Annotated in this window: 19 protein-coding genes and 3 tRNA genes; 3 read left to right on the top strand and 19 right to left on the bottom strand. The window is 71.2% G+C overall.

Going from position 1 to position 23,866, the window contains the following annotated elements:
• Window positions 1–74: 74 nt before the first annotated feature.
• The 11 genes from ACH5AR_RS06045 to ACH5AR_RS05995 form a co-directional block, all read right to left on the bottom strand.
• Entirely contained in the window at window positions 75–3,968 is a 3,894-nt protein-coding gene (locus ACH5AR_RS06045) for a DNA-directed RNA polymerase subunit beta' (RefSeq protein ID WP_396300171.1), read from the bottom strand.
• Window positions 3,969–4,066: 98 nt separating this feature from the next.
• Window positions 4,067–7,543, bottom strand: a complete 3,477-nt coding sequence (rpoB, locus tag ACH5AR_RS06040; protein WP_380314067.1) for a DNA-directed RNA polymerase subunit beta — start codon at window positions 7,541–7,543, stop codon at window positions 4,067–4,069.
• 697 nt (window positions 7,544–8,240) lie between these two features.
• Window positions 8,241–8,627: a 50S ribosomal protein L7/L12 gene (rplL, locus tag ACH5AR_RS06035; RefSeq protein WP_396300170.1), complete on the bottom strand. Its 387-nt coding sequence runs from the start codon at window positions 8,625–8,627 to the stop codon at window positions 8,241–8,243.
• Between the two features lie 87 nt (window positions 8,628–8,714).
• Window positions 8,715–9,278, bottom strand: a complete 564-nt coding sequence (gene rplJ / locus ACH5AR_RS06030) for a 50S ribosomal protein L10 (protein ID WP_045693068.1) — start codon at window positions 9,276–9,278, stop codon at window positions 8,715–8,717.
• Window positions 9,279–9,691: 413 nt separating this feature from the next.
• A complete protein-coding gene (locus ACH5AR_RS06025; RefSeq protein WP_396300169.1) occupies window positions 9,692–10,570 on the bottom strand; it encodes a hypothetical protein in 879 nt (292 codons plus the stop codon).
• Between the two features lie 180 nt (window positions 10,571–10,750).
• Window positions 10,751–11,530 carry a hypothetical protein gene (locus ACH5AR_RS06020; RefSeq protein ID WP_396300168.1) on the bottom strand — a complete coding sequence of 260 codons (780 nt, stop codon included), beginning with the start codon at window positions 11,528–11,530 and terminating at the stop codon, window positions 10,751–10,753.
• 199 nt (window positions 11,531–11,729) lie between these two features.
• A complete protein-coding gene (gene rplA / locus ACH5AR_RS06015) occupies window positions 11,730–12,452 on the bottom strand; it encodes a 50S ribosomal protein L1 (protein WP_030290441.1) in 723 nt (240 codons plus the stop codon).
• A gap of 77 nt (window positions 12,453–12,529) precedes the next feature.
• Entirely contained in the window at window positions 12,530–12,964 is a 435-nt protein-coding gene (gene rplK, locus ACH5AR_RS06010) for a 50S ribosomal protein L11 (RefSeq protein WP_224278191.1), read from the bottom strand.
• A 162-nt stretch (window positions 12,965–13,126) separates the two neighbouring features.
• Window positions 13,127–14,002 carry a transcription termination/antitermination protein NusG gene (gene nusG / locus ACH5AR_RS06005; protein ID WP_396300167.1) on the bottom strand — a complete coding sequence of 292 codons (876 nt, stop codon included), beginning with the start codon at window positions 14,000–14,002 and terminating at the stop codon, window positions 13,127–13,129.
• A gap of 209 nt (window positions 14,003–14,211) precedes the next feature.
• The gene (gene secE / locus ACH5AR_RS06000) at window positions 14,212–14,538 is read right to left on the bottom strand and encodes a preprotein translocase subunit SecE (RefSeq protein WP_396300166.1); all 327 of its coding nucleotides are present in this window, start codon (window positions 14,536–14,538) and stop codon (window positions 14,212–14,214) included.
• Window positions 14,539–14,687: 149 nt separating this feature from the next.
• Window positions 14,688–14,760 (bottom strand) — tRNA-Trp (locus ACH5AR_RS05995).
• A gap of 285 nt (window positions 14,761–15,045) precedes the next feature.
• On the opposite strand from ACH5AR_RS05995, the gene ACH5AR_RS05990 reads away from it, so the two are divergent.
• Together ACH5AR_RS05990 and ACH5AR_RS05985 are read left to right on the top strand one after the other, a co-directional pair.
• Window positions 15,046–16,293 (top strand): pyridoxal phosphate-dependent aminotransferase, encoded by a 1,248-nt coding sequence (locus tag ACH5AR_RS05990; protein ID WP_396300165.1) that lies wholly within the window; start codon window positions 15,046–15,048, stop codon window positions 16,291–16,293.
• Between the two features lie 116 nt (window positions 16,294–16,409).
• Window positions 16,410–17,474, top strand: coding sequence for an adenosine deaminase (locus ACH5AR_RS05985; RefSeq protein ID WP_396300164.1), 1,065 nt, complete (start codon window positions 16,410–16,412; stop codon window positions 17,472–17,474).
• Window positions 17,475–17,513: 39 nt separating this feature from the next.
• Here ACH5AR_RS05985 and ACH5AR_RS05980 read toward each other — a convergent pair whose 3' ends face one another.
• The 8 genes from ACH5AR_RS05980 to ACH5AR_RS05945 form a co-directional block, all read right to left on the bottom strand.
• A complete protein-coding gene (locus ACH5AR_RS05980; RefSeq protein ID WP_396300163.1) occupies window positions 17,514–18,557 on the bottom strand; it encodes a UDP-N-acetylmuramate dehydrogenase in 1,044 nt (347 codons plus the stop codon).
• Between the two features lie 57 nt (window positions 18,558–18,614).
• Window positions 18,615–20,051, bottom strand: coding sequence for an MFS transporter (locus ACH5AR_RS05975; protein ID WP_396300162.1), 1,437 nt, complete (start codon window positions 20,049–20,051; stop codon window positions 18,615–18,617).
• Window positions 20,052–20,166: 115 nt separating this feature from the next.
• Window positions 20,167–20,718 (bottom strand): TetR/AcrR family transcriptional regulator, encoded by a 552-nt coding sequence (locus ACH5AR_RS05970; RefSeq protein ID WP_396300161.1) that lies wholly within the window; start codon window positions 20,716–20,718, stop codon window positions 20,167–20,169.
• A gap of 139 nt (window positions 20,719–20,857) precedes the next feature.
• The gene (locus tag ACH5AR_RS05965) at window positions 20,858–21,280 is read right to left on the bottom strand and encodes a MaoC family dehydratase (protein ID WP_396300160.1); all 423 of its coding nucleotides are present in this window, start codon (window positions 21,278–21,280) and stop codon (window positions 20,858–20,860) included.
• Between the two features lie 5 nt (window positions 21,281–21,285).
• Entirely contained in the window at window positions 21,286–21,744 is a 459-nt protein-coding gene (locus ACH5AR_RS05960) for a MaoC family dehydratase N-terminal domain-containing protein (RefSeq protein WP_355259753.1), read from the bottom strand.
• A 116-nt stretch (window positions 21,745–21,860) separates the two neighbouring features.
• Window positions 21,861–22,025 carry a 50S ribosomal protein L33 gene (rpmG, locus tag ACH5AR_RS05955; protein WP_006604855.1) on the bottom strand — a complete coding sequence of 55 codons (165 nt, stop codon included), beginning with the start codon at window positions 22,023–22,025 and terminating at the stop codon, window positions 21,861–21,863.
• A gap of 83 nt (window positions 22,026–22,108) precedes the next feature.
• Window positions 22,109–22,181 (bottom strand) — tRNA-Met (locus ACH5AR_RS05950).
• Between the two features lie 43 nt (window positions 22,182–22,224).
• A tRNA-Thr gene (locus ACH5AR_RS05945) sits at window positions 22,225–22,297 on the bottom strand.
• A 277-nt stretch (window positions 22,298–22,574) separates the two neighbouring features.
• Between ACH5AR_RS05945 and ACH5AR_RS05940 the strand changes: the two genes are divergently transcribed.
• Entirely contained in the window at window positions 22,575–23,849 is a 1,275-nt protein-coding gene (locus ACH5AR_RS05940) for a hydrolase (RefSeq protein WP_396300159.1), read from the top strand.
• The last annotated feature ends 17 nt before the right edge of the window (window positions 23,850–23,866 follow it).

Here is a 23,866-nt window from a genome sequence, read left to right as displayed (position 1 = left end):
CGGCCACCCCGGAAGGGGTGACCGCCCTGCGGTCGGAGACCTCGACCCCCTGCCCGACGGGCGGGGAGGCGGACTCAGCCCGTGTACGGGCCGTAGTCGTAGTCGTCCAGCGGGACGGCCTGGCCGGAGCCGGCGCCGAAGGGCGACAGGTCGTAGTCGTCGTAGCCGACGGCCGAGTACATCGCGGCCTTGGCCTCCTCGGTCGGCTCGACCCGGATGTTGCGGTAGCGGGGCAGGCCCGTACCGGCCGGGATGAGCTTACCGAGGATGACGTTCTCCTTGAGGCCCAGCAGCGGGTCCGACTTGGCGTGGATCGCCGCGTCGGTGAGGACCCGGGTCGTCTCCTGGAAGGAGGCGGCCGACAGCCAGGACTCGGTGGCCAGCGAGGCCTTGGTGATACCCATCAGCTGCGGGCGGCCGGAGGCGGGGTGACCGCCCTCGGCGACGACGCGGCGGTTCTCCTGCTCGAAGCGGCCGCGCTCGACGAGCTCGCCCGGGAGCAGCTCGGCGTCGCCCGACTCGATGATCGTCACGCGGCGGAGCATCTGCCGGATGATGATCTCGATGTGCTTGTCGTGGATCGACACGCCCTGCGAGTTGTAGACCTTCTGGACCTCGGCGACCAGGTGGACCTGGACGGCACGCTGGCCCATGATGCGCAGGACGTCGTGCGGGTTGGTGGCACCCATGGTCAGCTTCTGGCCGACCTCGACCGCCTCGCCCTCGCTGACCAGCAGCTTCACGCGCTTCGAGACCGGGTAGGCGATCTCGTCGCTGCCGTCGTCCGGGGTGACGACCAGCTTGCGGGTCTTCTCGGTGTCCTCGATCCGGACCCGGCCGGCGGCCTCCGAGATCGGAGCCACACCCTTCGGGGTACGGGCCTCGAACAGCTCGACGACACGCGGCAGACCCTGGGTGATGTCGTCACCGGCCACACCACCGGTGTGGAAGGTACGCATGGTCAGCTGGGTACCGGGCTCACCGATGGACTGGGCGGCGATGATGCCGACCGCCTCACCGATGTCGACCAGCTTGCCGGTGGCCAGCGAGCGCCCGTAGCACATGGCGCAGGTGCCGACGGCCGACTCACAGGTCAGGATCGAGCGGGTCTTGACCTCGCTGATGCCGTGGCGGATCAGCTCGTCGATCAGGACGTCGCCGAGGTCCGTGTTGGCGGTGGCCAGCAGCTTGCCGTCGACGGTGATGTCCTCGGCCAGCATGCGGGCGTAGACGCTGGTCTCGACGTCGTCGGCCTTGCGCAGCACGCCGTCCGCACCCACGGAGCCGATCGCCAGCTTCAGGCCGCGCTCGGTGCCGCAGTCCTCCTCGCGGATGATGACGTCCTGGGAGACGTCGACCAGACGACGGGTGAGGTAGCCGGAGTCGGCGGTACGGAGGGCGGTGTCGGCCAGACCCTTACGGGCACCGTGGGTGGAGATGAAGTACTCCAGCACGGACAGACCCTCACGGAACGACGCCTTGATGGGTCGCGGGATGGTCTCGTTCTTGGCGTTCGACACCAGACCGCGCATACCGGCGATCTGGCGCATCTGCATCATGTTTCCACGGGCACCCGAGTCGACCATCATGAAGATGGGGTTCGTCTTCGGGAAGTTCGCAGACATGGCCTCGGCGACCTCGTTGGTCGCCTGGGTCCAGATGCCGACGAGCTCCTGCTTGCGCTCGTCGTTGGTGATCAGACCGCGCTCGTACTGCTTCTGGACCTTCTCCGCCTTGGCCTCGAAGCCCTCCAGGATCTGGGGCTTGCTCGGCGGGACGATGACGTCCGAGATCGAGACGGTGACACCCGAACGGGTCGACCAGTGGAAGCCGGCCGCCTTCAGGTTGTCCAGCGTCGCCGCGACGACGACCTTGGGGTAGCGCTCCGCCAGGTCGTTGACGATCGCGGAGAGCTGCTTCTTGCCCACCTCGTAGTCGACGAACGGGTAGTCCTCGGGCAGCAGCTCGTTGAAGAGCGCGCGGCCCAGGGTCGTGGTCAGGCGGAAGGGCTCGCCGTCGAACCAGGTCGACTGGCCGTCCTCGTCCACCGGCGGGGTCCAGCCGCGCGGCGGGACGGTGCCGGCCGGCAGGCGCAGCTCGATCGGGGCCTGGACGTCCAGGTCGCGGGCGTCGAAGGCCATGATCGCCTCGGCGGTCGACGAGAAGGTGCGGCCGGCGCCCTTCACGTTCTCGCGGTCCGAGGTCAGGAAGAACAGACCGAGCACCATGTCCTGGGTCGGCATGGTGACGGGGCGACCGTCGGCCGGCTTCAGGATGTTGTTCGAGGACAGCATCAGGATGCGGGCCTCGGCCTGCGCCTCCGCGGAGAGCGGCAGGTGGACGGCCATCTGGTCACCGTCGAAGTCCGCGTTGAACGCGGTGCAGACGAGCGGGTGGATCTGGATGGCCTTGCCCTCGACCAGCTGCGGCTCGAAGGCCTGGATGCCGAGGCGGTGCAGGGTGGGCGCACGGTTCAGCAGGACCGGGTGCTCGGCGATGACCTCTTCGAGGACGTCCCACACGACCGGACGGGCGCGCTCGACCATGCGCTTGGCCGACTTGATGTTCTGCGCGTGGTTCAGGTCGACCAGGCGCTTCATCACGAACGGCTTGAAGAGCTCCAGCGCCATGGCCTTCGGCAGACCGCACTGGTGCAGCTTGAGCTGCGGGCCGACGACGATGACCGAACGGGCCGAGTAGTCGACTCGCTTGCCGAGCAGGTTCTGGCGGAAACGACCCTGCTTGCCCTTCAGCATGTCGCTGAGGGACTTCAGCGGGCGGTTGCCCGGGCCGGTGACCGGACGGCCGCGGCGGCCGTTGTCGAACAGCGCGTCGACGGCCTCCTGGAGCATGCGCTTCTCGTTGTTCACGATGATCTCGGGGGCACCGAGGTCGAGGAGGCGCTTCAGGCGGTTGTTGCGGTTGATCACGCGGCGGTACAGGTCGTTCAGGTCGGAGGTCGCGAAGCGGCCACCGTCCAGCTGCACCATCGGACGCAGGTCCGGCGGGATGACCGGGACGCAGTCCAGCACCATGCCGTTGGGCTTGTTGGTGGTCTGCAGGAACGCGGAGACGACCTTGAGGCGCTTGAGCGCACGGGTCTTCTTCTGGCCCTTGCCGGTGCGGATGATCTCGCGCAGGCGCTCGGACTCCTCCGCCAGGTCGAAGGTCTCCAGGCGGTCCTTGAGGGCCGCCGCGCCCATCGAGCCGGAGAAGTAGGTGCCGAAGCGGTCGCGCAGCTCGCGGTAGAGCAGCTCGTCGCCCTCCAGGTCCTGGACCTTGAGGTTCTTGAAGCGGGCCCACACCTCGTCGAGGCGGTCGAGCTCGCGCTGCGCGCGGTCGCGCAGCTGCTTCATCTCGCGCTCGGCGCCCTCGCGCACCTTGCGGCGCACGTCGGCCTTGGCGCCCTCGGCCTCCAGCTCGGCCAGGTCGGTCTCGGCCTTCTTGGCGCGGGCCTCGAGGTCGGAGTCGCGGCGGTTCTCGATCTGCTGGCGCTCGACCGAGACGTGCGCCTCCAGGGACGGCAGGTCGCGCTGGCGGCGCTCGTCGTCGACCCAGGTGATCATGTAGGCGGCGAAGTAGATGACCTTCTCGAGGTCCTTCGGCGCCAGGTCCAGCAGGTAGCCCAGGCGGGAGGGCACGCCCTTGAAGTACCAGATGTGGGTGACCGGGGCGGCCAGCTCGATGTGGCCCATCCGCTCGCGGCGCACCTTGGCGCGGGTCACCTCGACGCCGCAGCGCTCGCAGATGATGCCCTTGAAGCGGACGCGCTTGTACTTACCGCAGTAGCACTCCCAGTCCCGGGTGGGGCCGAAGATCTTCTCGCAGAAGAGGCCGTCCTTTTCGGGCTTCAGGGTGCGGTAGTTGATGGTCTCCGGCTTCTTGACCTCGCCGTGGGACCACTGGCGGATGTCGTCGGCGGTGGCCAGGCCGATGCGGAGCTCGTCGAAGAAGTTGACGTCAAGCACTGGTCGTCAAGCCCTCTTTCGTAAGTCGAGAGTCGTTCATGTGGTCTGAGGGGGGCCTGGGGGCGGGCCGGCCGCTGCCGCGGCCGGCCCCACCTCCGTCAGACCTCTTCGACGCTGCTCGGCTCGCGCCGGGACAGGTCGATGCCGAGCTCCTCGGCGGCGCGGAAGACGTCCTCGTCGGAGTCCCGCATCTCGATGGACTGGCCGTCCGAGGACAGCACCTCCACGTTGAGGCAGAGCGACTGCATTTCCTTGATGAGGACCTTGAAGGACTCGGGAATGCCGGGCTCGGGGATGTTCTCGCCCTTGACGATGGCCTCGTAGACCTTGACACGGCCGAGGACGTCGTCGGACTTGATGGTGAGCAGCTCCTGGAGCGCGTAGGCCGCGCCGTACGCCTCCAGGGCCCACACCTCCATCTCACCGAAGCGCTGACCACCGAACTGCGCCTTACCACCGAGCGGCTGCTGGGTGATCATCGAGTACGGACCGGTCGACCGGGCGTGCAGCTTGTCGTCGACCAGGTGGTGCAGCTTGAGGATGTACATGTAGCCGACCGAGATCGGCATCGGGAACGGCTCGCCGGAGCGGCCGTCGAACAGCTGGGCCTTGCCGGTGGAGTTCACCAGGCGCTCACCGTCACGGGTGAGGGTGGTGTTGTCCAGCAGGCCGGTGATCTCGTCCTCGCGGGCGCCGTCGAAGACCGGGGTGGCCAGGTTGGTGCCGCCCTCGACGGTGTCGGCGCCGATCGCCTGGAGGCGCTGGGCCCACTCGTCGGCGAGGCCGGAGACGTCCCAGCCCTGCTTGGCGAGCCACCCGAGGTGGATCTCCAGGACCTGTCCCGGGTTCATTCGGGACGGGACACCCAGCGGGTTGAGGATGATGTCGACCGGGGTGCCGTCGGCGAGGAAGGGCATGTCCTCGACCGGGAGGATCTTGGAGATGACACCCTTGTTGCCGTGGCGGCCGGCGAGCTTGTCACCGTTGGTGATCTTGCGCTTCTGGGCCACGTAGACGCGGACCAGCTGGTTGACACCCGGGGGGAGCTCGTCGCCCTCCTCGCGGTCGAACACGCGCACGCCGATGACCTTGCCGGACTCACCGTGCGGGACCTTCAGCGAGGTGTCGCGGACCTCACGGGCCTTCTCGCCGAAGATCGCGCGGAGCAGGCGCTCCTCGGGGGTCAGCTCGGTCTCACCCTTCGGGGTGACCTTGCCGACCAGGATGTCGCCGGTGACGACGTCGGCGCCGATGCGGATGATGCCGCGCTCGTCGAGGTCGGCCAGGACCTCCTCGGAGACGTTCGGGATGTCCCGGGTGATCTCCTCGGGGCCGAGCTTGGTGTCACGGGCGTCGACCTCGTGCTCCTCGATGTGGATCGAGGAGAGGACGTCGTCCTGCACGAGGCGCTGCGACAGGATGATCGCGTCCTCGTAGTTGTGGCCCTCCCACGACATGAACGCCACGAGCAGGTTCTTGCCGAGGGCCATCTCGCCCTCGTCGGTGCACGGGCCGTCGGCCAGCACCTGGCCGGCCTCGACCCGGGCGCCCTCGTCCACGAGCACCTTCTGGTTGAAGGAGGTGCCCTGGTTGGAGCGGGTGAACTTGGCGGCGCGGTACGTGGTGTACGTGCCGTCGTCGTTGGCGACGGTGACGTAGTCGGCCGAGACCTCCTGGACGACACCGGCCTTCTCGGCGGTGATGACGTCCGCGGCGTCGACGGCGCAGCGGTACTCCATGCCGGTACCGACCAGCGGAGCCTCGCTCTTCAGCAGCGGCACCGCCTGGCGCATCATGTTCGAGCCCATGAGCGCGCGGTTGGCGTCGTCGTGCTCCAGGAACGGGATCATGGCGGTCGCGACCGACACCATCTGGCGCGGCGAGACGTCCATGTAGTCGATCTCGGTGCCCGGGATGTAGTCGATCTCGCCGCCGCGGCGGCGGACCAGGACGCGCGGCTCGGCGAAGTGCAGGTCCGCGGTCAGCGGCGCGTTCGCCTGGGCGATGACGTAGCGGTCCTCCTCGTCGGCGGTGAGGTAGTCCACCTGCTCGGTGACCACACCGTCGACGACCTTGCGGTACGGGGTCTCGATGAAGCCGAACGCGTTGACCCGGCCGTACGAGGCCAGCGAGCCGATCAGACCGATGTTCGGGCCTTCGGGCGTCTCGATCGGACACATGCGGCCGTAGTGCGAGGGGTGCACGTCACGGACCTCGAAGCCGGCGCGCTCACGGGAGAGACCGCCGGGGCCGAGCGCGGACAGACGGCGCTTGTGGGTCAGGCCCGACAGCGGGTTCGTCTGGTCCATGAACTGCGACAGCTGGCTGGTGCCGAAGAACTCCTTGATGGAGGCGACGACCGGCCGGATGTTGATCAGGGTCTGCGGCGTGATCGCCTCGACGTCCTGGGTGGTCATGCGCTCGCGCACGACGCGCTCCATACGGGCGAGACCCGTACGGACCTGGTTCTGGATGAGCTCGCCGACGTTGCGCAGGCGGCGGTTGCCGAAGTGGTCGATGTCGTCGACCTCGACCACGATGTCGCGGCCCTCGTCGTCACGCCACTCGGTCTCGCCCGCGTGCAGCTTCACCAGGTACTTGATCGCACCGATGATGTCGGGCTCGGTGAGCACGCCGGAGTCCAGCGACTCGGCGTTGCCGAGCTTGCGGTTGACCTTGTAACGGCCGACCTTGGCGAGGTCGTAGCGCTTCGGGTTGAAGTAGAGGTTCTCCAGAAGCGTCTGCGCGGCCTCGCGCGTGGGCGGCTCGCCCGGGCGCAGCTTGCGGTAGATGTCCAGCAGCGCGTCGTCCTGGCCCTGGGTGTGGTCCTTCTCCAGGGTGGCGCGCATCGACTCGTACTCGCCGAACTCCTCGAGAATCATCTCGTTGGTCCAGCCGAGCGCCTTGAGCAGCACGGTGACGGACTGCTTGCGCTTGCGGTCGATGCGGACGCCGACCATGTCGCGCTTGTCGATCTCCATCTCCAGCCAGGCACCACGCGAGGGGATGACCTTGCAGGAGTAGATGTCCTTGTCGGACACCTTGTCCAGGGTGGAGTCGAAGTACACACCCGGGGAGCGGACCAGCTGCGAGACGACGACACGCTCGGTGCCGTTGATCACGAACGTGCCCTTGTGGGTCATGAGCGGGAAGTCGCCCATGAAGACCGTCTGAGACTTGATCTCACCGGTCTCGTTGTTGGTGAACTCGGCCGTGACGAAGAGCGGGGCCGCGTACGTGAAGTCGCGGTCCTTGCACTCGTCAATGGAGTTCTTCGGCGGCTCGAAACGGTGGTCGCGGAAGGTCAGCGACATCGACCCGCTGAAGTCCTCGATCGGGGAGATCTCCTCGAAGATCTCCTCCAGACCGGACTTCGTGGGGACGTCCTGACCACTCTCCAGGGCCGCCTCGACCCGGGCCTTCCAGGCCGCGTTGCCGAGCAGCCAGTCAAAGCTCTCGGTCTGCAGGGCCAGGAGGTTGGGGACCTCGAGGGGCTCCTTGATCTTCGCGAAGGAGACGCGGAGCGGGGCGGTGGATGCGGCGGAATTGTTCGAGGCGTTGCGCGGCGCGGCCAAGAGGGGGGTCCTTCCGAGGGCTCGGAGCTCACTACGCGCGTACCAGCCGGGCCTGCTTGGGCTTGGTCCCGCCTCCCTCGCCGCTGGCCTCCGCCGGGGTGGAATCCCTGGTCAGAGCCGCTTTGCGGAGGCGATGCCAGACCCCTTCAGGGCAACGCAAACTCCGGGCGACGAGTCACGGAGCAGCTAACAGGCAGCGCAAAGGGACAGTGTAGCCAATGGCGACACTGCTGTCCAGCTCTGATTCGGAGACCGAATCGGAGACTCCTCCCGGTAGCCGGCGAGCGCGGACGCCCGCCGGGTACTGCTCTAACTCACGTGGAGTCATTTCCCGCCGGAGCCGCTGGTTATGCATCCAGCAGCGGACCAACCGGGCGGACTCGCGCCTCGAGAATCGCGCGCCGCGCCGGGTTCGTCAAGGGCCCGCCGACGGCGCGGGCCTCGTCCCGTCTATCGGCCCGGACCCCCTCGGCGTTACAGAAGCCGTGGTGGGGCCGCCCCGACGACGTTGATCACCCTACCCCCCGGCACCGACGGTGCCGAGTGGGCCTTCGGCCACACCGGTGGGCCCCGGCGGCCACCCGGGGGAACGCGCGCCCGCCCGTGCCGGGGCGGGCCCGGGAACGCGAAAAGGCCGGGCCGACCACCCGCAAGGGTGATCGGCCCGGCCGTACGCCCCCTCGGAGGGGGCGCGGGATCACTTGACGGTGACCTTGGCGCCGGCACCCTCGAGGGCGGCCTTGGCCTTCTCGGCAACGTCCTTGGCAACCTTCTCCAGGACCTTGGCACCAGCGGTGTCAACGAGGTCCTTGGCCTCCTTCAGGCCGAGGGAGGTCAGGGTGCGCACCTCCTTGATGACCTGGATCTTCTTGTCGCCGGCGGCCTCGAGGATGACGTCGAACTCGTCCTGCTCCTCGGCAGCGGCCTCGGCGCCACCGGCACCGCCGGCAACGACGACGGCGGCGGCCGGGGCGGCGGCGGTGACGTCGAACTTCTCCTCGAAGGCCTTCACGAAGGCGGCCAGCTCGATGAGGGTGAGCTCCTCGAACTGCGCGAGCAGCTCGTCCTGGGACAGCTTCGCCATGATGGCGTCCTTCCACTAAATCGGCAGGTGGTGCCGTATGTACGGGTTGGGCGGGCACGGGCCCGCAGCGAGGCGTGAGCCTGCCGACTACTCGGCGGCGGCGTCCTCGGCGGCGGGAGCCGGCGTACCGGCACCGCCCTGCTCGACCTTGTCGCGCAGCGCGTCCACAGTGCGGACGAGCTTCGACGGCAGGGCCTGGAAGAGCGCGGCAGCCTGGGACTGCTTGGCCTTCAGGGCACCCGCCAGCTTGGCGAGCAGCACCTCGCGGGACTCGAGGTCCGCGAGCTTCTTGATCTCATCGGCGGACAGCGCCTTGCCGTCAAGGACACCGCCCTTGATGATGAGAGCGGGGTTCTCCTTGGCGAAGTCACGCAGAGCCTTCGCCGACTCCACCGGGTCACCGGTGACGAAGGCGACAGCCGTCGGACCGTTGAAAAGGTCGTCCAGCTCGGTGATCCCGACCTCATTGGCCGCGATCTTGGTCAGCGTGTTCTTCACCACGGCGTACTCGGCGTTGTCGCCGAGCGAGCGACGCAGGGTCTTGACCTGCTTCACCGAGAGACCGCGGTACTCGGTGAGCAGTGCCGCGGAGGAGCCACGGAACTTGTCCGTGATCTCGGCGACGGCAGCAGCCTTGTCGGGCCTGGCCATAGGCTTACGCCTCCTTCCGTGATGTCGAAGTCGGGCCGACCGCGAAAGTCGACCTGGGTCGCCGTGGACCGACCGGACGGAAGGAAAGCTCCTGCGGAAACGCAACGAGCCCCGGTGCGCAGGGGCACGGGGCTCGGAACGACCTCGACGGGCGGCCGCGCGGACGCGGTACCCGGAAGTCGAAGCTCCAGACACACCTGCGCGGGCTGCCTGCGACGAAGCGCAGATCCTTCGGCCACCTGCTCCCCGAGGGGCGCGCGGCGACAACCAGCGGTCTTTGGCTTCGGCAAGACTAACCGGAGCCGCTCGCGAGGTGCAAATCGCCCTCGGACGGAGCAGTCGCCGGGCGCGGCCCAGCGGGCACGGCGGCTCGGCGGGCACGGCGGGCACGGCGGCCCAGCGGGCACGGCGGCTCAGCGGGCCAGCGGGGAGACCGTCCGGACGCCGGTGTCCGCGGTGTCCGTCTCGGCCGGCGCCTGCGCCGAGAGCAGCGCCCCGGCGTGGTCGGTGTAGAGCACCGAGTCGTCCATCCGGCCGCCGTCCCCGCTGCCGGTGCGCTGGAGCCGCACCAGCTGGTCCTTGTCGTTGAGCCAGAGGTCCAGGGTGATCGCGGCCGAGCCGCCGGGCGCGAGCGCCGCCCGCAGGCCGTCCCGGCGGGCCTGGGTCAGCTGGGTCTGGGCGGCCGCGTACCTCTCGGCGGTGGTGCCCACCCGGTAGTGCTCGACGGTCGAGTCCTCGAACTTCTCCTCGCCGACGAAGAGCGGGTCCGTCCCCTCGGCCACGGCCGCGGTCAGCGCCTCGACCGGGTTCAGCAGGTCGATCAGCCCGGCGTACGGGACCTCCTTGTGGCCGTCCGCGTCCGGCGGGACGGTGAACCGCTCCCAGTGCCGGCCGCCCTGCCGGGCCGCGGTGGCCGCGTCCCCGCCCTGGTAGGCGACGGTGTCCACGACGATCAGCTGCTCGGCCTCGGCCGGGGTGGAGCGCTTGACCTGGAGCGCCGTCTTGGGCTGCCAGAACAGCGGGCCGGAGCCGGCGTCCGTGCCGAGCCGGTAGCTGACCTTGGCCCGGCGGGCGGTCTGCATGGCCAGCTGGGCGGAGAGCAGCACCCCGTGCGGCGAGCGGTCGGTGGGCTTGGCCTGGGCGCTCGGGGAGGCGGAGGACGGCGAGGCGCCGACCGGGCTCGGGCTGCCGGACGGCGCGGCGGACGTACCGCCGCCCCCGCCGCAGCCGGTCAGCCCGCTCGCCAGCAGGGCGACGACGGCCGCCGCTGCCCACCGCTGCCGTCCCGCCATCGCCCGTTCCCCTCTCGCCCGGCCCGCCCGACGGCGGCCTCGTTCCGGCCACCTTGCCACCCCGCCCCGCTCCGCCCGGTGGCGACCCCCTCGGCGCGCCCGGTCGTGCTCCTCCCCTGCTCCGCCCGGCGGACCCCGACGGGCCGCCGGCGGGCCGGGGCGCCGGCGGCCCCTCCCCCGTCACCCCGCGGCGGCGGGCACCTGGTCCGCGGCCGCGGCGGGCGAGACGTCCGTGGTGGTCACCGTCGTCCCGGCGCTGCCCCGGACCGTCTCGCGCAGCCGCAGCAGCTGCATGCCGGGCCCGACCCAGATGTCGTAGCCGATCGCCGCCACCCCGTGCTGCCGGTACCAGTCCAGCGTGGCCGCGCGCCGCCGGGGGCTCAACTCGTCGTCCTTGGCGAACAGTTCGGCCACCGTGGCGGAGCCCTGGTAATGCGCCGCGGTCACCCCGGCGAGCTGCTCGCCGCCGAGCGAGGTGAGCTTGACGCCCTGCGCGACCTCGTACGCCCGGCCGCCCGGGCCGGTGACCAGCGCGGTGGTCCAGCCGCCCGCGAAGCCCTCCGGGTCGGGGCCCGCCCCCGGGTCGACCGACTCGGCGGTGCTCCGCTGCGCGTGCTTGGCCGCGCCGCCCTGGTAGACGAGGTCGAGCGCGCCGTCCTTCACGGTCAGCCGTCCGCTGCCCAGCTCGTCGGTGACGGCCAGCGCGGCCTCGTCCGAGGCGCCCCAGACCAGGGAGCCGCTCGCGGTGCGCCGGCCGGCCGGGCCCTCCTGGACCACGTCGATCCGGGCGCCGCCGGTATCGTCCAGCGCCTGCGCGGCCGCGAGCACCACCTGCTTGGGCGGGACCGCCGCGGGCCCTCCGGGGGTGCGGGTGGTCGGGGCGGCCAGCAGGCTGCACCCGGTGGTGGCGAGCAGCAGCACGGCCGCCGCGAGAACGGTGGGGCGAGGGGCGGGCGGCACGGCACACTCCGGCGGTCACGGGTTCTCCACGAGGTCTGACCGGCAGAGCGTACGACGGTTCGGCCCGCCGTTCCCATCCGCCGGCGTCCCGGTCCGGCAACGGTTCCGGCCGCGGTCGCCCCCGGGAACGACGGCGGGCCCGCACCCCCGGCGAAGGGGGTGCGGGCCCGCCGTACGGACTGCTTCAGAGCACTGGGGCTCAGACCGCGGCCGGGTCCTCCTCGACGAGGAGGTTGCGGGTGCGGTTCGGGTCCACCTGGATGCCGGGGCCCATGGTGGTGGAGAAGGCGGTCTTCTTGATGTACCGGCCCTTGGCGGCGGACGGCTTGGCGCGGAGCACCTCGTCCAGCGCGGCGGCGTAGTTCTCGACCAGCTGCTCGTCGGTGAAGGAGGCCTTACCGATGATGAAGTGCAGGTTCGAGTGCTTGTCGACGCGGAACTCGATCTTGCCGCCCTTGATGTCGTTGACAGCCTTGGCGACGTCCGGGGTCACGGTGCCGGTCTTCGGGTTCGGCATCAGACCACGGGGGCCGAGCACGCGGCCGAGGCGGCCGACCTTGCCCATGAGGTCCGGGGTGGCGACGACGGCGTCGAAGTCCAGCTTGCCCTTCGCGACCTCGTCGATCAGCTCGTCGGCACCGACGATGTCGGCGCCCGCAGCACGCGCGGCCTCGGCACGCTCGCCGGTCGCGAAGACCAGGACCCGAGCGGTCTTACCGGTGCCGTGCGGGAGGATCACGGTGCTGCGGACCATCTGGTCGGCCTTGCGCGGGTCGACGCCCAGACGCATGGCGACCTCAACGGTGCCGTCGAACTTGGTGGTGCTGGTCGCCTTGGCGAGGCGGACGGCCTCGAGGGGGGCGTAAAGGCGCTCGCGGTCGACCTTGGCGTCCGCGGCCTTCAGGGCCTTGCTGCGCTTCATGGCTGCTCCTGAATGGTGATGGGAGTTGTGGTGTCGACGGGCCCGCGCAGGCCCTACCACAGGGACGAGAAGGGTGATCAGCCCTCGACGGTGATGCCCATCGACCGGGCGGTGCCGGCGATGATCTTCTCCGCGGCGTCCAGGTCGTTGGCGTTCAGGTCGGGCATCTTGGTGGTGGCGATCTCGCGGACCTGGGCGCTGGTGAGCTTCGCGACCTTGGTCTTGTGCGGCTCGCTGGAGCCCTTCTCGATACCGGCGGCCTTCAGGATGAGGCGCGCGGCCGGCGGCGTCTTCGTGATGAAGGTGAAGGAGCGGTCCTCGTAGACCGTGATCTCCACCGGCACGATCATGCCGCGCTGCGACTCGGTCGCGGCGTTGTAGGCCTTGCAGAACTCCATGATGTTGACGCCGTGCTGGCCCAGCGCGGGGCCGACCGGCGGCGCCGGGTTGGCCGCACCGGCGTTGATCTGGAGCTTGATAAGCCCCGTGACCTTCTTCTTCTTGGGAGGCATGTCTCTCCGGGTCCTTCCGAGAGGTGATTGCTGGTGCGTGCGGAACCGGGGCGACACCCGGCCGCCAGCACACACATCGGACCAGGCTAACGCGTCCGCGCCGCTGGACCAAAACGGATCCGGGGCGGGGCCGCGGCCCCGCCCCGGATCCGAAGACCGTGACTAGTTCTTCTGGATCTGGTCGAAGGAGAGCTCGACCGGGGTCTCCCGGCCGAAGATCTCGACCAGGCCCTTGACCTTCTTCGAGTCCGGGTTGATCTCGTTGATGGTCGCCTGGAGGGTCGCGAACGGGCCGTCGGTGACGGTGACCGAGTCGCCGACCTCGAAGTCCAGGACCTGGATCTCGCTCGGCTTGACCGGCGACGGCTTGCCGGCCTCCTTGGCGGCCTGGCGCTCGACGTCGGGGGCGAGCATCTTGACGACCTCGTCGAGGGTCAGCGGGTACGGGTCGTACGCGTTGCCGACGAAGCCGGTGACACCCGGGGTGTTGCGCACGACGCCCCAGGACTCGGGGGTGAGGTCCATGCGCACCAGGACGTAGCCGGGGAGCTTGTTCTGGCGGATGGTCTTGCGGTCGCCGTTCTTGATCTGGACGACCTCCTCCTGCGGCACCTCGGCCTGGAAGATGTACTCCTCGACGTTCAGCGAGACGGCGCGCTGCTCCAGGTTCTGCTTCACCCGGTTCTCGTAGCCGGCGTAGGTGTGGATCACGTACCACTCGCCGGGCATGAAGCGCAGGTCCTCGCGGAACTTGGCGACCGGGTCGACCTCGTCGGCCGGCTCCTCCTCGGCGGCGTCCTGCGCGGACTCCTCGGCGGCGAGCTCGGCGTCGCCCTCCACGTGCAGCGCGGCATCCTCGGCGGGCTCGCCGGCCTCGGCCTCGTCGTACGCCTCGACCTCGTCCTCGTCGCTGTCCGCGGCGTCCACGATCTGCTCGGCGGACTCGGCGTCGCCAGCCGGCTCTGCCGCGTCCAGCTCGGCGGCGACATCCGCCTCGCGGACGGTCTCGTCGGCGTCGTACAGGGGGGACTCAGACACGGTGGCGGCTTCTTTCCTGGAGATGGTGAAGGTGGCGCGCTCCTCGACCGGCCCGGCGTACGGCCGCTCGTGCGGTCGCCAGGCAAGGTCTCGGAGACTTCAACAGTACCGAGTCCACGGTAACCGCGCGTACGTCCGGCGCCGACAGCTCGACCCGGGCCGAGGGATCGGCCCGGGTCGGGAGGCTGTACGGGAAGGCGGGGCGGCGGTCAGCCGAAGACCAAGAGGCTCAGCTTGGAGAAGCCGTAGTCCAGGCCGGCCACGAAGGCCATCACGACCACCACGAAGGTGACCACGACGGCGGTGTAGTTGGTGAGCTCGCCGCGGGTGGGCCAGACGACCTTGCGCAGCTCCGCGATGATCTGGCGGTAGAACAGCGCGATCCGGGCGAACAGGCCCTTCTTGCCGCGCTTGCCCGACTTCTTCTGCTTGCCGGACTTCTTCTCGCCCTCGGCCGACGTGGTCTCGGCAGCGCCGTCGGCACCCTCGGGGTTGCCGCTCTCAGGCGTTGCGGTGGAGCCCGTGGTCTCCGTCACTCGTCCTCACCTGAATCCGGGTCCTGCCGAACTTCGCCGCGCACCCGGTTTGGGCACGACCAGTCGGCTAGCGGTGCTGATCGGTGCCATCTCCGCATCAAGCCCGCTCACTCCTGTGGAGCGAACGGGCTGGAAAACGGATCTAGCAGCAGGGCAAGAGGGACTCGAACCCCCAACCGCCGGTTTTGGAGACCGGTGCTCTACCAATTGAGCTATTGCCCTACGGTGCCTCGCGGCTCCGGTGGCGACCAACCTACCGCATCTCCCCCCGCTGTCTGTACAGGCGGTGAAAGCTCCGGTCTTCTCGGCGGGCCGTCGATCAGCGAGTGTACGTGGTCGAGGGGTGTTTGGTCGAACCTCTTCTTCCGGAGCGGCCGGACGGACGGCGGACGTCCGGCTCCGGGGCGTCCTGCGGCGGCGGACCGCCGGTGGCCGCGATCCGGACGGGGGCGTACGGATGCCGATACGCCGCTGCCCGTCACGTCCCGGTTCTGGGACGATGCAGGCATGAGCGCTTCCACCCCGCAGCCCGACCAGTCCATCCGCCCCGCCGACCGCCGGGTCTCCGCCCGGATCGGCGCGATCGCCGAGTCCGCGACCCTCGCCGTGGACGCCAAGGCCAAGGCCCTCAAGGCCGCCGGCCGTCCGGTGATCGGGTTCGGCGCCGGCGAGCCCGACTTCCCGACGCCGGACTACATCGTCGAGGCGGCCGTCGAGGCCTGCCGCGACCCGAAGAACCACCGCTACACCCCGGCGGGTGGCCTGCCCGAGCTGAAGGCCGCGATCGCCGCCAAGACGCTGCGCGACTCCGGCTACGAGGTGGACGCCTCCCAGGTGCTGGTCACCAACGGCGGCAAGCAGGCGATCTACGAGGCCTTCGCGGCGATCCTGGACCCGGGCGACGAGGTCATCATCCCGGCCCCGTACTGGACCACCTACCCGGAGTCGGTCCAGCTGGCCGGCGGCGTCCCGGTGGAGGTCGTCTCCGACGAGACCACCGGCTACAAGGTCTCGGTCGAGCAGCTGGAGACGGCGCGCACCGAGAACACCAAGGTCGTGCTGTTCGTCTCGCCGTCCAACCCGACCGGTGCGGTGTACACCGAGGCCGAGGCCGAGGCGATCGGCCGCTGGGCGCTGGAGCACGGCCTGTGGGTGCTCACCGACGAGATCTACGAGCACCTGGTCTACGGCGACGCGACCTTCACCTCGCTGCCGGCCCTGCTGCCCGAGCTGGCCGACAAGTGCATCGTGGTCAACGGTGTCGCCAAGACCTACGCGATGACCGGCTGGCGGGTGGGCTGGGTGATCGGCCCCAAGGACGTGGTCAAGGCCGCGACCAACCTCCAGTCGCACGCCACCTCGAACGTCTCCAACGTCGCCCAGCGCGCCGCCCTGGCCGCCGTGGCCGGGGACCTGGACGCCGTCGCCGAGATGCGCGAGGCCTTCGACCGCCGCCGCCGGACCATCGTGCGGATGCTCAACGAGATCGAGGGCGTGTTCTGCCCCGAGCCCGAGGGCGCCTTCTACGCCTACCCGTCGGTCAAGGGCCTGCTGGGCAAGGAGATCCGCGGCAGGCGCCCGCAGACCTCCGGCGAGCTGGCCGCCCTGATCCTGGACGAGGCCGAGGTCGCGGTCGTCCCGGGCGAGGCCTTCGGCACCCCCGGCTACCTGCGGCTGTCCTACGCGCTCGGCGACGCCGACCTGGTCGAGGGCGTCAGCCGGGTGCAGAAGCTGCTCGGCGAGGCCCGCGACTGACGCCTTCCGTCAGTCCGACATCCGGGATTCACCCGGCACACCGCCCTCTTTCACCCCTTCGGGGGATGTGAAGGGGGCGGTTCCCGTTCGGGGGCCGCATACGGCAGTATCGGTGAATGGAACGCCTGTTGAACCCGCGAGACGTCAGGGGCCTCCCGAAGGCCCACCTGCACCTGCACTTCACCGGCTCGATGCGGCCCGCCACCCTCCTGGAACTGGCCGACAAGCACGGCGTCCGGCTCCCCGACGCGCTCAGCTCCGGCGAACCGCCCCGGCTGCGGGCCACCGACGAGCGGGGCTGGTTCCGCTTCCAGCGGCTGTACGACACCGCCCGCTCGGTGCTGCGGGACGAGCAGGACATCCGCCGGCTGGTCCTGGAGACCGCCGAGGACGAGCGGCGGGACGGCTCCCGCTGGCTGGAGATCCAGGTCGACCCGACCTCGTACGCGCCCCGGCTGGGCGGGCTGATCCCCGCGCTGGAGCTGATCCTGGACGCGGTGGAGCAGGCCTCCGGGGCTACCGGGGTGGGCATGAGGGTGCTGGTCGCCGCCAACCGGATGAAGTCCCCGATGGACGCCCGGACGCTGGCCCGGCTGGCCGTCCGCTACGCCGACCGCGGGGTGGTCGGCTTCGGCCTGTCCAACGACGAGCGCCGGGGCCTGGCCCGCGACTTCGACCGGGCCTTCGCGATCGCGCGCCGGGGCGGGCTGCTGGCGGCCCCGCACGGCGGCGAGCTGTCCGGCCCGGAGTCCGTCCGGGACTGCCTGGACGACCTCGGCGCCGGCCGGATCGGCCACGGCGTGCGGGCCGCCGAGGACCCGCGGCTGATGGAGCGGCTGGCAGACCGGCAGGTCACCTGCGAGGTCTGCCCGTCCTCCAACGTCTCGCTGGGCGTCTACGAGCGCCCCGAGGAGGTCCCGCTGCGCCGGCTCTTCGACGCCGGGGTGCCGCTCGCCCTGGGGGCGGACGACCCGCTGCTGTTCGGCAGCCGGCTCGCCGACCAGTACGAGCTGGTCCGGGACGTCCTGGGCTTCTCCGACGCCGAGCTCGCCGAGCTGGCGCGGCAGTCGGTGCGCGGCTCCCTCGCGCCGGAGGCCGTGCGCAAGGAGCTGCTGGCGGACATCGACGCCTGGCTGGCCGGCGACCGCGCGCCCGCACGGGCGGCCGCCGTCCCCGCCTGACGGCCGTACCGGGGGCGCGGCGGCCGGGCTCCGCCCCGGCTAGAGCTTGACGCCCACCATCACCGGCTCGTTCACCAGCTCCACCCCGAAGGCCTCGCGGACCCCGTCCCGGATCTCCCGGGCCAGGGCCAGCAGGTCCTCGGCGGTGGCCGAACCGCGGTTGGTGAGCGCCAGGGTGTGCTTGGTGGAGAGCGTCGCCGGGCCGCTGCCGTAGCCCTTGCCGAAGCCCGAGCGGTCGATCAGCCAGGCCGCCGAGGTCTTGGTGCAGCCCTCCGGAGCCGGGTAGGCGGGGGCGTCCTCCGCGCCCGGGCGGGTGCGGAAGGACGCGTACTGCGCGGCCGTGAGGACCGGGTTGGTGAAGAAGGAGCCCGCCGACCAGGTGTCGTGGTCGGCCGGGTCCAGCACCATGCCCTTGCCGGCGCGCAGCCGCAGCACCGCGTTCCAGGCCGTGCCGACCGCCACCCGCTCGCCCTGCTCGACGCCCAGGTGGCGGGCGGTCTCGGCGTAGCGGACGGGGGTGGAGAGCCCGCCCCCGTCCTCCAGGCGGAACCGCACCCGCAGCACCACGTAGCGGTCCGGCTCGGCCTTGAAGCGGCTGTGCCGGTAGGAGAACGCGCACTCGGCGTTCGAGAGCACGACCACCTCGCCGGCGGTGCGGTCGTAGGCGACCACCTCGGTGATCGACTGCGCGACCTCCTGGCCGTACGCGCCCACGTTCTGCACCGGCGTGGCGCCCGTCGAGCCGGGGATGCCGGCCAGGAACTCGATGCCCGCCAGCTCGTGGTCCAGCACCGTCCGCCGGACCACCTCGGACCAGGTCTCGCCGGCCGCGACCTCCAGCGCGGTGCCCTCCAGGGCGAAGCCCTCGGTGGCGATCCGCAGCACGGTGCCGGAGAAGCCGGCGTCGCCGATCACCAGGTTGGAGCCGCCGCCGAGGACGAGCAGCGGCTCGCCGGCCGCGTCGGCCTCGCGGACCGCGGCGATCACCTCGTCGTCGGTGTGGGCGGTCACCAGGCGGCGGGCCGGGCCGCCGAGCCGGAGCGTGGTCAGCGGGGCGAGGGGGGCGTCGTTTTCTACCAGCACGCCCACCAGCGTACGGGTGGCGGGGGTGCCGCCCGGCACGCCCGCCACCCCGGCCGGTCAGACCCGCGTGGGCTCCCCCGGGGCCCCGGCCCGCTCCCGCTCCGGGCCCGCCGTCCCCGCGGCCGGCGCCGTGCGCCGCGGGATGAGCACCGCGGCCAGCGCGCCGAGCCCGACGGCGGCCGCGCCGACGTACAGCGCGGGCACCAGCCCGTCCGTGAAGGCCTGCGCCGAGTGGTAGCCGCCCTGGGCCGAGAACACCGCCGCCAGCACGGCGACCCCGAGCGCCCCGCCGACCTCGCGCAGCGCGTTGTTGGCGCCGGAGGCGATCCCCTGCTCCTGCGGCCGGACGCTGGCCATCACCAGCTGGGCGGTCGGCCCGAAGTACAGCGACATGCCGACCCCGCAGATCACGATGGCCGGGAGCTGGGCGACGTAGTCCAGACCGGTGCTCCCGGCCACGACCAGGCCGAACCACGCCAGGCCCACGGCCTGGAGCGCCAGCCCGGCGACCACGATCGGCCGGCCGCCGATCCGGTCGGAGACGATTCCCGCGACGGGCGAGACCAGCAGCGGCATCGCCGTCCACGGCAGCATCCGGACGCCCGCCTCCTGCGGGCTGAAGCCGCCGACACCCTGGAGGTACTGGCTGATCAGGAAGATCGAGCCGAACATCCCCAGGTACATCAGCAGGCTGGCCGCGTTGACGGCGGAGAAGGCCCGGCTGCGGAACAGCCGCATCGGCAACATCGGATGGACGGCGACGCGCTGCTCGTACCGGACGAAGGCGGCCAGCAGCAGGGTGCCGGCGCCCAGGGCGCCGAGGACCAGGGGGCTGGTCCAGCCGTCCGGGTTGCCGCGGATCAGGCCGAGGACGACCCCGAACATCCCCAGGCTGACCAGCAGGGTGCCGGGCACGTCCAGGGCCCGGCCCGGGCCCCGGCTCTCGCCCAGCCGCAGGAAGGCCAGCGGCAGCAGCACGAGGCCGACCGGGACGTTCACCCAGAAGATCCACTGCCAGGAGAAGTGCTCGGTCAGCGAGCCGCCGATCAGCGGGCCGGCGGCGACGGCGAGGCCGCTGACCCCCGACCAGATGCCGAAGGCCATGCCCCGCTTGGCCGCGGGCACCGCGGCGGTGAGCAGGGTGAGGGTGAGCGGCATCATCACCGCCGCGCCGGTGCCCTGGACGGCGCGGGCGGCGATCAGCTCGCCGATCCCCGGGGAGAGCGCGGCCGCGGCGGAGCCGGCGGTGAAGACCGCCAGGCCGACCAGGAAGATCCGGCGGCGGCCGAAGCGGTCGCCGAGGGCCGCGCCGAACATCAGCAGCACGGCGAAGCTCAGGGTGTAGGCGCTGACCGTCCATTCGAGGTCGGACAGCCCGCCGCCGAGCTCCTCGCGGATCGACGGCAGTGCGGTGGTGACCACCAGGTTGTCCAGGGCGGCCATGAAGCTCGCCGCGCTGACGATCACCAGCGTCCAGACCGCGGCTCTGCCCATGGTGGGTTCCTTCGGCATGACATCCCCCAGGTTCCTCTAGGTAGTTATCGATCAATAACTTATTGGGGCCGAAAAAGGGCCGCACGGCGCCCCGTGCGGCCCGCCCGCCGGGTGGCTAGCACCCGTCGAAGCCGGCCCAGATCCGGTGGTCCGGCGGATAGCCCAGCGCCACCAGCGTGTTGATCAGCATTCCGTACGCGAAGAACCGCGTGGCGTCCCTCACGTCGCCCCCGAGCCGGATCCTGACCCGGTCGAACAGGCCCTCCCACAGCCGCCGGGCGGTCTCCCCGACCTCCTCCTCGCCGGCCGCCCTGGCGGCGGACACCGAGACGTAGAGCTGCATCTGCATCAGCAGCTGGTCGCCGCTCTCGACCAGGCCCATGTAGGCGGTGGACATCGCGTCGGCGGCGGCCTGGCCGGACAGCCCGGCCGAGGCCTCGTCGAACACCCGCCAGGTCTCCTCGACGCAGCGCTCGCAGGCCGCGGCGAAGATCGCCTGCTTGGACGGGAACAGCCGGAACAGGTACGGCTGCGAGACGCCCACCCGGCGGGCGATCGCCTCGGTGGAGGTGCCGTGGTACCCGCCCCGGGCGAACTCGGTCATCGCGGCCCGGACGACGCTCTCGCGCCGCTCCTCCGCGCTCATCCGGATGCTCGACTTCGCCATGGGTTCAAAGTTAGTGGCCAATCACTATCCACGCAAGGCCCGCGACGGCGGCCGGAGCCGCCGTACGGGCGGGGCCCCGGCCGCGACCGGCCGCACGGCCCGGCGCCGCGCGCCGGGCCCCGCCTGCGCTGCGGGCCGCTCAGCCCAGGCGGACGACCGCCCGGGACATGCCGAGCACCTTCTGGCCGCCCGTGGTGGCCACCAGGTCGACCTGCACCCGGTGGTCGTCCAGCTTCTTCGCGACCTTGGCCGAGACCTCGACCACCGCGCCGACGCCGTCGTTCGGCACCGGCACCGGGCGGGTGAAGCGCACACCGTACTCGACCACCGCGGCCGGGTCGCCGACCCAGTCGGTGACCACCCGGATCGCCGCGGCCATGGTGAACATGCCGTGCGCGATCACGTCCGGCAGCCCGACCTCCAGGGCGAACCGCTCGTTCCAGTGGATCGGGTTGAAGTCCCCCGAGGCGCCCGCGTACCGCACCAGCGTGTCGCGCGTCACCGGGAAGGACTGCGCCGGCAGCTCGGTGCCGACCTCGACCTCGTCGTAGCCGATCGCCATCGCGCTCACTCCCCCGCCTCGTCGGCGGCCCGGGCCACCAGGGTCATGACCGACGTCACCACGTGCTCGCCGGTCGCGTCCGTCACCTCGCCGCGCACGGTGAGCACGTCGTTGCCCGCCAGCGACTTGATGTTGTCGATGGTCACCTCGACCGACAGCCGGTCACCGGCCCGCACCGGGCGGGTGTAGGCGAACTTCTGGTCGCCGTGCACCACCCGGCTGAAGTCCAGGCCCAGCTCCGGGTCCTCGACCACCTGGCCGGCCGCGCGGTAGGTGATCACGAACGGGAAGGTCGGCGGGGCGATCACGTCGGGGTGCCCCAGCGCCTTCGCCGCCTCCGGGTCGGTGTACGCCGGATTGGCGTCGCCGACCGCGGTCGCGAACTCGCGGATCTTCTCCCGGCCGACCTCGTACGGCTCGGTGGGCGGGTAACTACGCCCGATGAAGGAGGGGTCGAGTGCCATGGCAGCTCCTCGGAACGCGGGTGGATACGAAAAAACTCCGGGCCGCACCCCCTGTGAGGGATGCGGCCCGGAGTAGAAGACCTGAATTCACACAGGCCCGTCGCCCTACGGGAGGGTCAGCGGGTCTCGCGGTGCGCAGTGTGCGAGTTGCAGCGGGGGCAGTGCTTCTTCATCTCAAGACGGTCCGGGTCGTTACGCCGGTTCTTCTTGGTGATGTAGTTCCGCTCCTTGCACTCCACGCAGGCCAGCGTGATCTTCGGGCGGACGTCGGTGGCAGCCACGGGAGTGCCTTCCTTGGACAACGAATAAGAACACAACAAGAGTAGCCGACCGGGAGTGCGATCTCCCGACCGACTACGCGGGGTAGCGGTGACCGGACTTGAACCGGTGACACAGCGATTATGAGCCGCTTGCTCTACCAACTGAGCTACACCGCCACAGTGATCCGCAGCACAGCCGGAGCTGACTGCTTCTCACCAGAGCCCCCATGCGGAATCGAACCGCAGACCTTCTCCTTACCATGGAGACGCTCTACCGACTGAGCTATAGGGGCGAACGAGGAAGAGATTACACGTTTCGCGCCCGGAGGTGAAATCCGTATCCCGCGGCGAAGACCGCAGGTGGGCGACGGGTACGGGCGGACGATCCAAGGCCCGGCGTTCGATCGGCCCGCGAGGCGGGCGGCCCGACCCGATACGACTATTGCCCGCCTCCCGGCACCCCGCCGCCCGGGCCCATAGGCTCGACGCTCATTGATCGGGAGGGCTGGCCGGCGGTGCGGGCCAGCCGTACGGGGCCGACCGCACGGGCCGGCGAGAAGGAGCCGGGCGATGGACAGCGCAGCCGCCGACGGGCCGCACTCCGGGCCCGGCCCGGCGGCCAACCCGCTCGGGCACGGCCCCGTCCTGCTGCTCACCGGCGCCCGGCTGGCCGACGGGCGGGTGGTGGACGTACGGATCAGCGGAGACCGGATCCAGGCCGTCGGCACCGTCGGCAGCCTCGGCCCGCTGCCCGCTCTGCCCGGCGCCCCCACCGTCACCACCGGCGCCCGGATCGACCTGCGCGGCTACCTGCTGCTCCCGGCCCCCGCCGAGGCGCACGCCCACTACGACGCCGCCTTCTCCGCCGCCCTGTCCGCGCCGCCGCCGGACACCCCGGCCGACCTCACCCGACGGGTCACCGAGGCCGCGCTGACCTCGCTCGGCTACGGCGCCACCGCCCAGCGCACCCACGTCCGGATCGGCGACGTGCACGGGCTGCGCCGGCTGGAGGCGGTGCTCACCGCCCGGCAGGCGCTGAGCGGGCTGGCCGAGCTCCAGGCGGTGGCGATGCCCCGGCTGCTCACCGGGCGGGCCGGGGCGGACGGCCGGGCGCAGCTGCGCGAGGCGCTCAAGCTGGGCGCCACGGCGGCCGGCGGCTGCCCGGAGCTGGATCCGGACCCGGCCGGGTACGTGCAGCTGCTGCTGGAGGCCGCCCGGGAGGCGGACTGCTCGGTGGACCTGCACACCAGCGCCGCCGATGTCGCCCAACTCGCCCGGATGGCAGCGGCGTTGGCGCCGCTGCGGCCGCGGGTGACGCTCGGCCCGTGCGGGGCGCTGAACCGCGCCGCCTCGACGGTGCTGGCCACCAGCGGGATCCGGGTGGTCTGCCTGCCGCAGAACGGCTGCTGCACCGGCCTCGAAGGCCGCTCGCCGGGCCTGCGGCCGGGCCTGGTACGGGAGTTGGCGGCCGCTCGGGTGTCGCTGGCGGCGGGCAGCGGGGCGCTGCGCGACCCGTCCAACCCGGTCGGCCGGGCGGATCCGCTGGAGTCGGCCTACCTGCTGGCGGCCGGTGGGGAGTTGGAGCCGGAGGCGGCGTACGACGCGGTGGCGAACCAGGCCCGGGCGGCGCTCGGCCTGGCACCGGTCCGGGTCGACGCCGGGTTCCCGGCGGAGCTGCTCGCGGTCCGCGGGGACAGCCTGGCCGGGGCGCTCGCGGGCGGGCACAGCCGGCTGGTGGTGCACAGCGGGCGGGTGGTCAGCCGGACCAGCGCGGTCCGGGAGTTCGCGGACACGGTGGCGCTGGCGCTGCCCCGGCAGTCCGGCGGCGGGGGCGGGGGCGGCTGAGCCGCTCGCGTCGGCCC

The sequence above is a fragment of the Kitasatospora sp. NPDC018619 genome, from assembly GCF_044391605.1.
Taxonomy (GTDB): domain Bacteria; phylum Actinomycetota; class Actinomycetes; order Streptomycetales; family Streptomycetaceae; genus Kitasatospora.
The sequence above is the reverse complement of the archived record's forward strand: the minus strand, read 5'-3'. Positions and strand labels throughout refer to the sequence as shown.

What these genes read in the sequence shown, in the direction of transcription:
- ACH5AR_RS06025 (WP_396300169.1), bottom strand. Translation starts at nt 10,570, where the DNA reads ATGGCGGGACGGCAGCGGTGGGCAGCGGCGGCCGTCGTCGCCCTGCTG.
- rplK (WP_224278191.1), bottom strand. Translation starts at nt 12,964, where the DNA reads ATGCCTCCCAAGAAGAAGAAGGTCACGGGGCTTATCAAGCTCCAGATC.
- ACH5AR_RS05990 (WP_396300165.1), top strand. Translation starts at nt 15,046, where the DNA reads ATGAGCGCTTCCACCCCGCAGCCCGACCAGTCCATCCGCCCCGCCGAC.
- rplL (WP_396300170.1), bottom strand. Translation starts at nt 8,627, where the DNA reads ATGGCGAAGCTGTCCCAGGACGAGCTGCTCGCGCAGTTCGAGGAGCTC.
- ACH5AR_RS05985 (WP_396300164.1), top strand. Translation starts at nt 16,410, where the DNA reads ATGGAACGCCTGTTGAACCCGCGAGACGTCAGGGGCCTCCCGAAGGCC.
- ACH5AR_RS05970 (WP_396300161.1), bottom strand. Translation starts at nt 20,718, where the DNA reads ATGGCGAAGTCGAGCATCCGGATGAGCGCGGAGGAGCGGCGCGAGAGC.
- ACH5AR_RS05960 (WP_355259753.1), bottom strand. Translation starts at nt 21,744, where the DNA reads ATGGCACTCGACCCCTCCTTCATCGGGCGTAGTTACCCGCCCACCGAG.
- ACH5AR_RS05965 (WP_396300160.1), bottom strand. Translation starts at nt 21,280, where the DNA reads ATGGCGATCGGCTACGACGAGGTCGAGGTCGGCACCGAGCTGCCGGCG.
- rplJ (WP_045693068.1), bottom strand. Translation starts at nt 9,278, where the DNA reads ATGGCCAGGCCCGACAAGGCTGCTGCCGTCGCCGAGATCACGGACAAG.
- ACH5AR_RS05975 (WP_396300162.1), bottom strand. Translation starts at nt 20,051, where the DNA reads ATGGGCAGAGCCGCGGTCTGGACGCTGGTGATCGTCAGCGCGGCGAGC.
- rplA (WP_030290441.1), bottom strand. Translation starts at nt 12,452, where the DNA reads ATGAAGCGCAGCAAGGCCCTGAAGGCCGCGGACGCCAAGGTCGACCGC.
- ACH5AR_RS05940 (WP_396300159.1), top strand. Translation starts at nt 22,575, where the DNA reads ATGGACAGCGCAGCCGCCGACGGGCCGCACTCCGGGCCCGGCCCGGCG.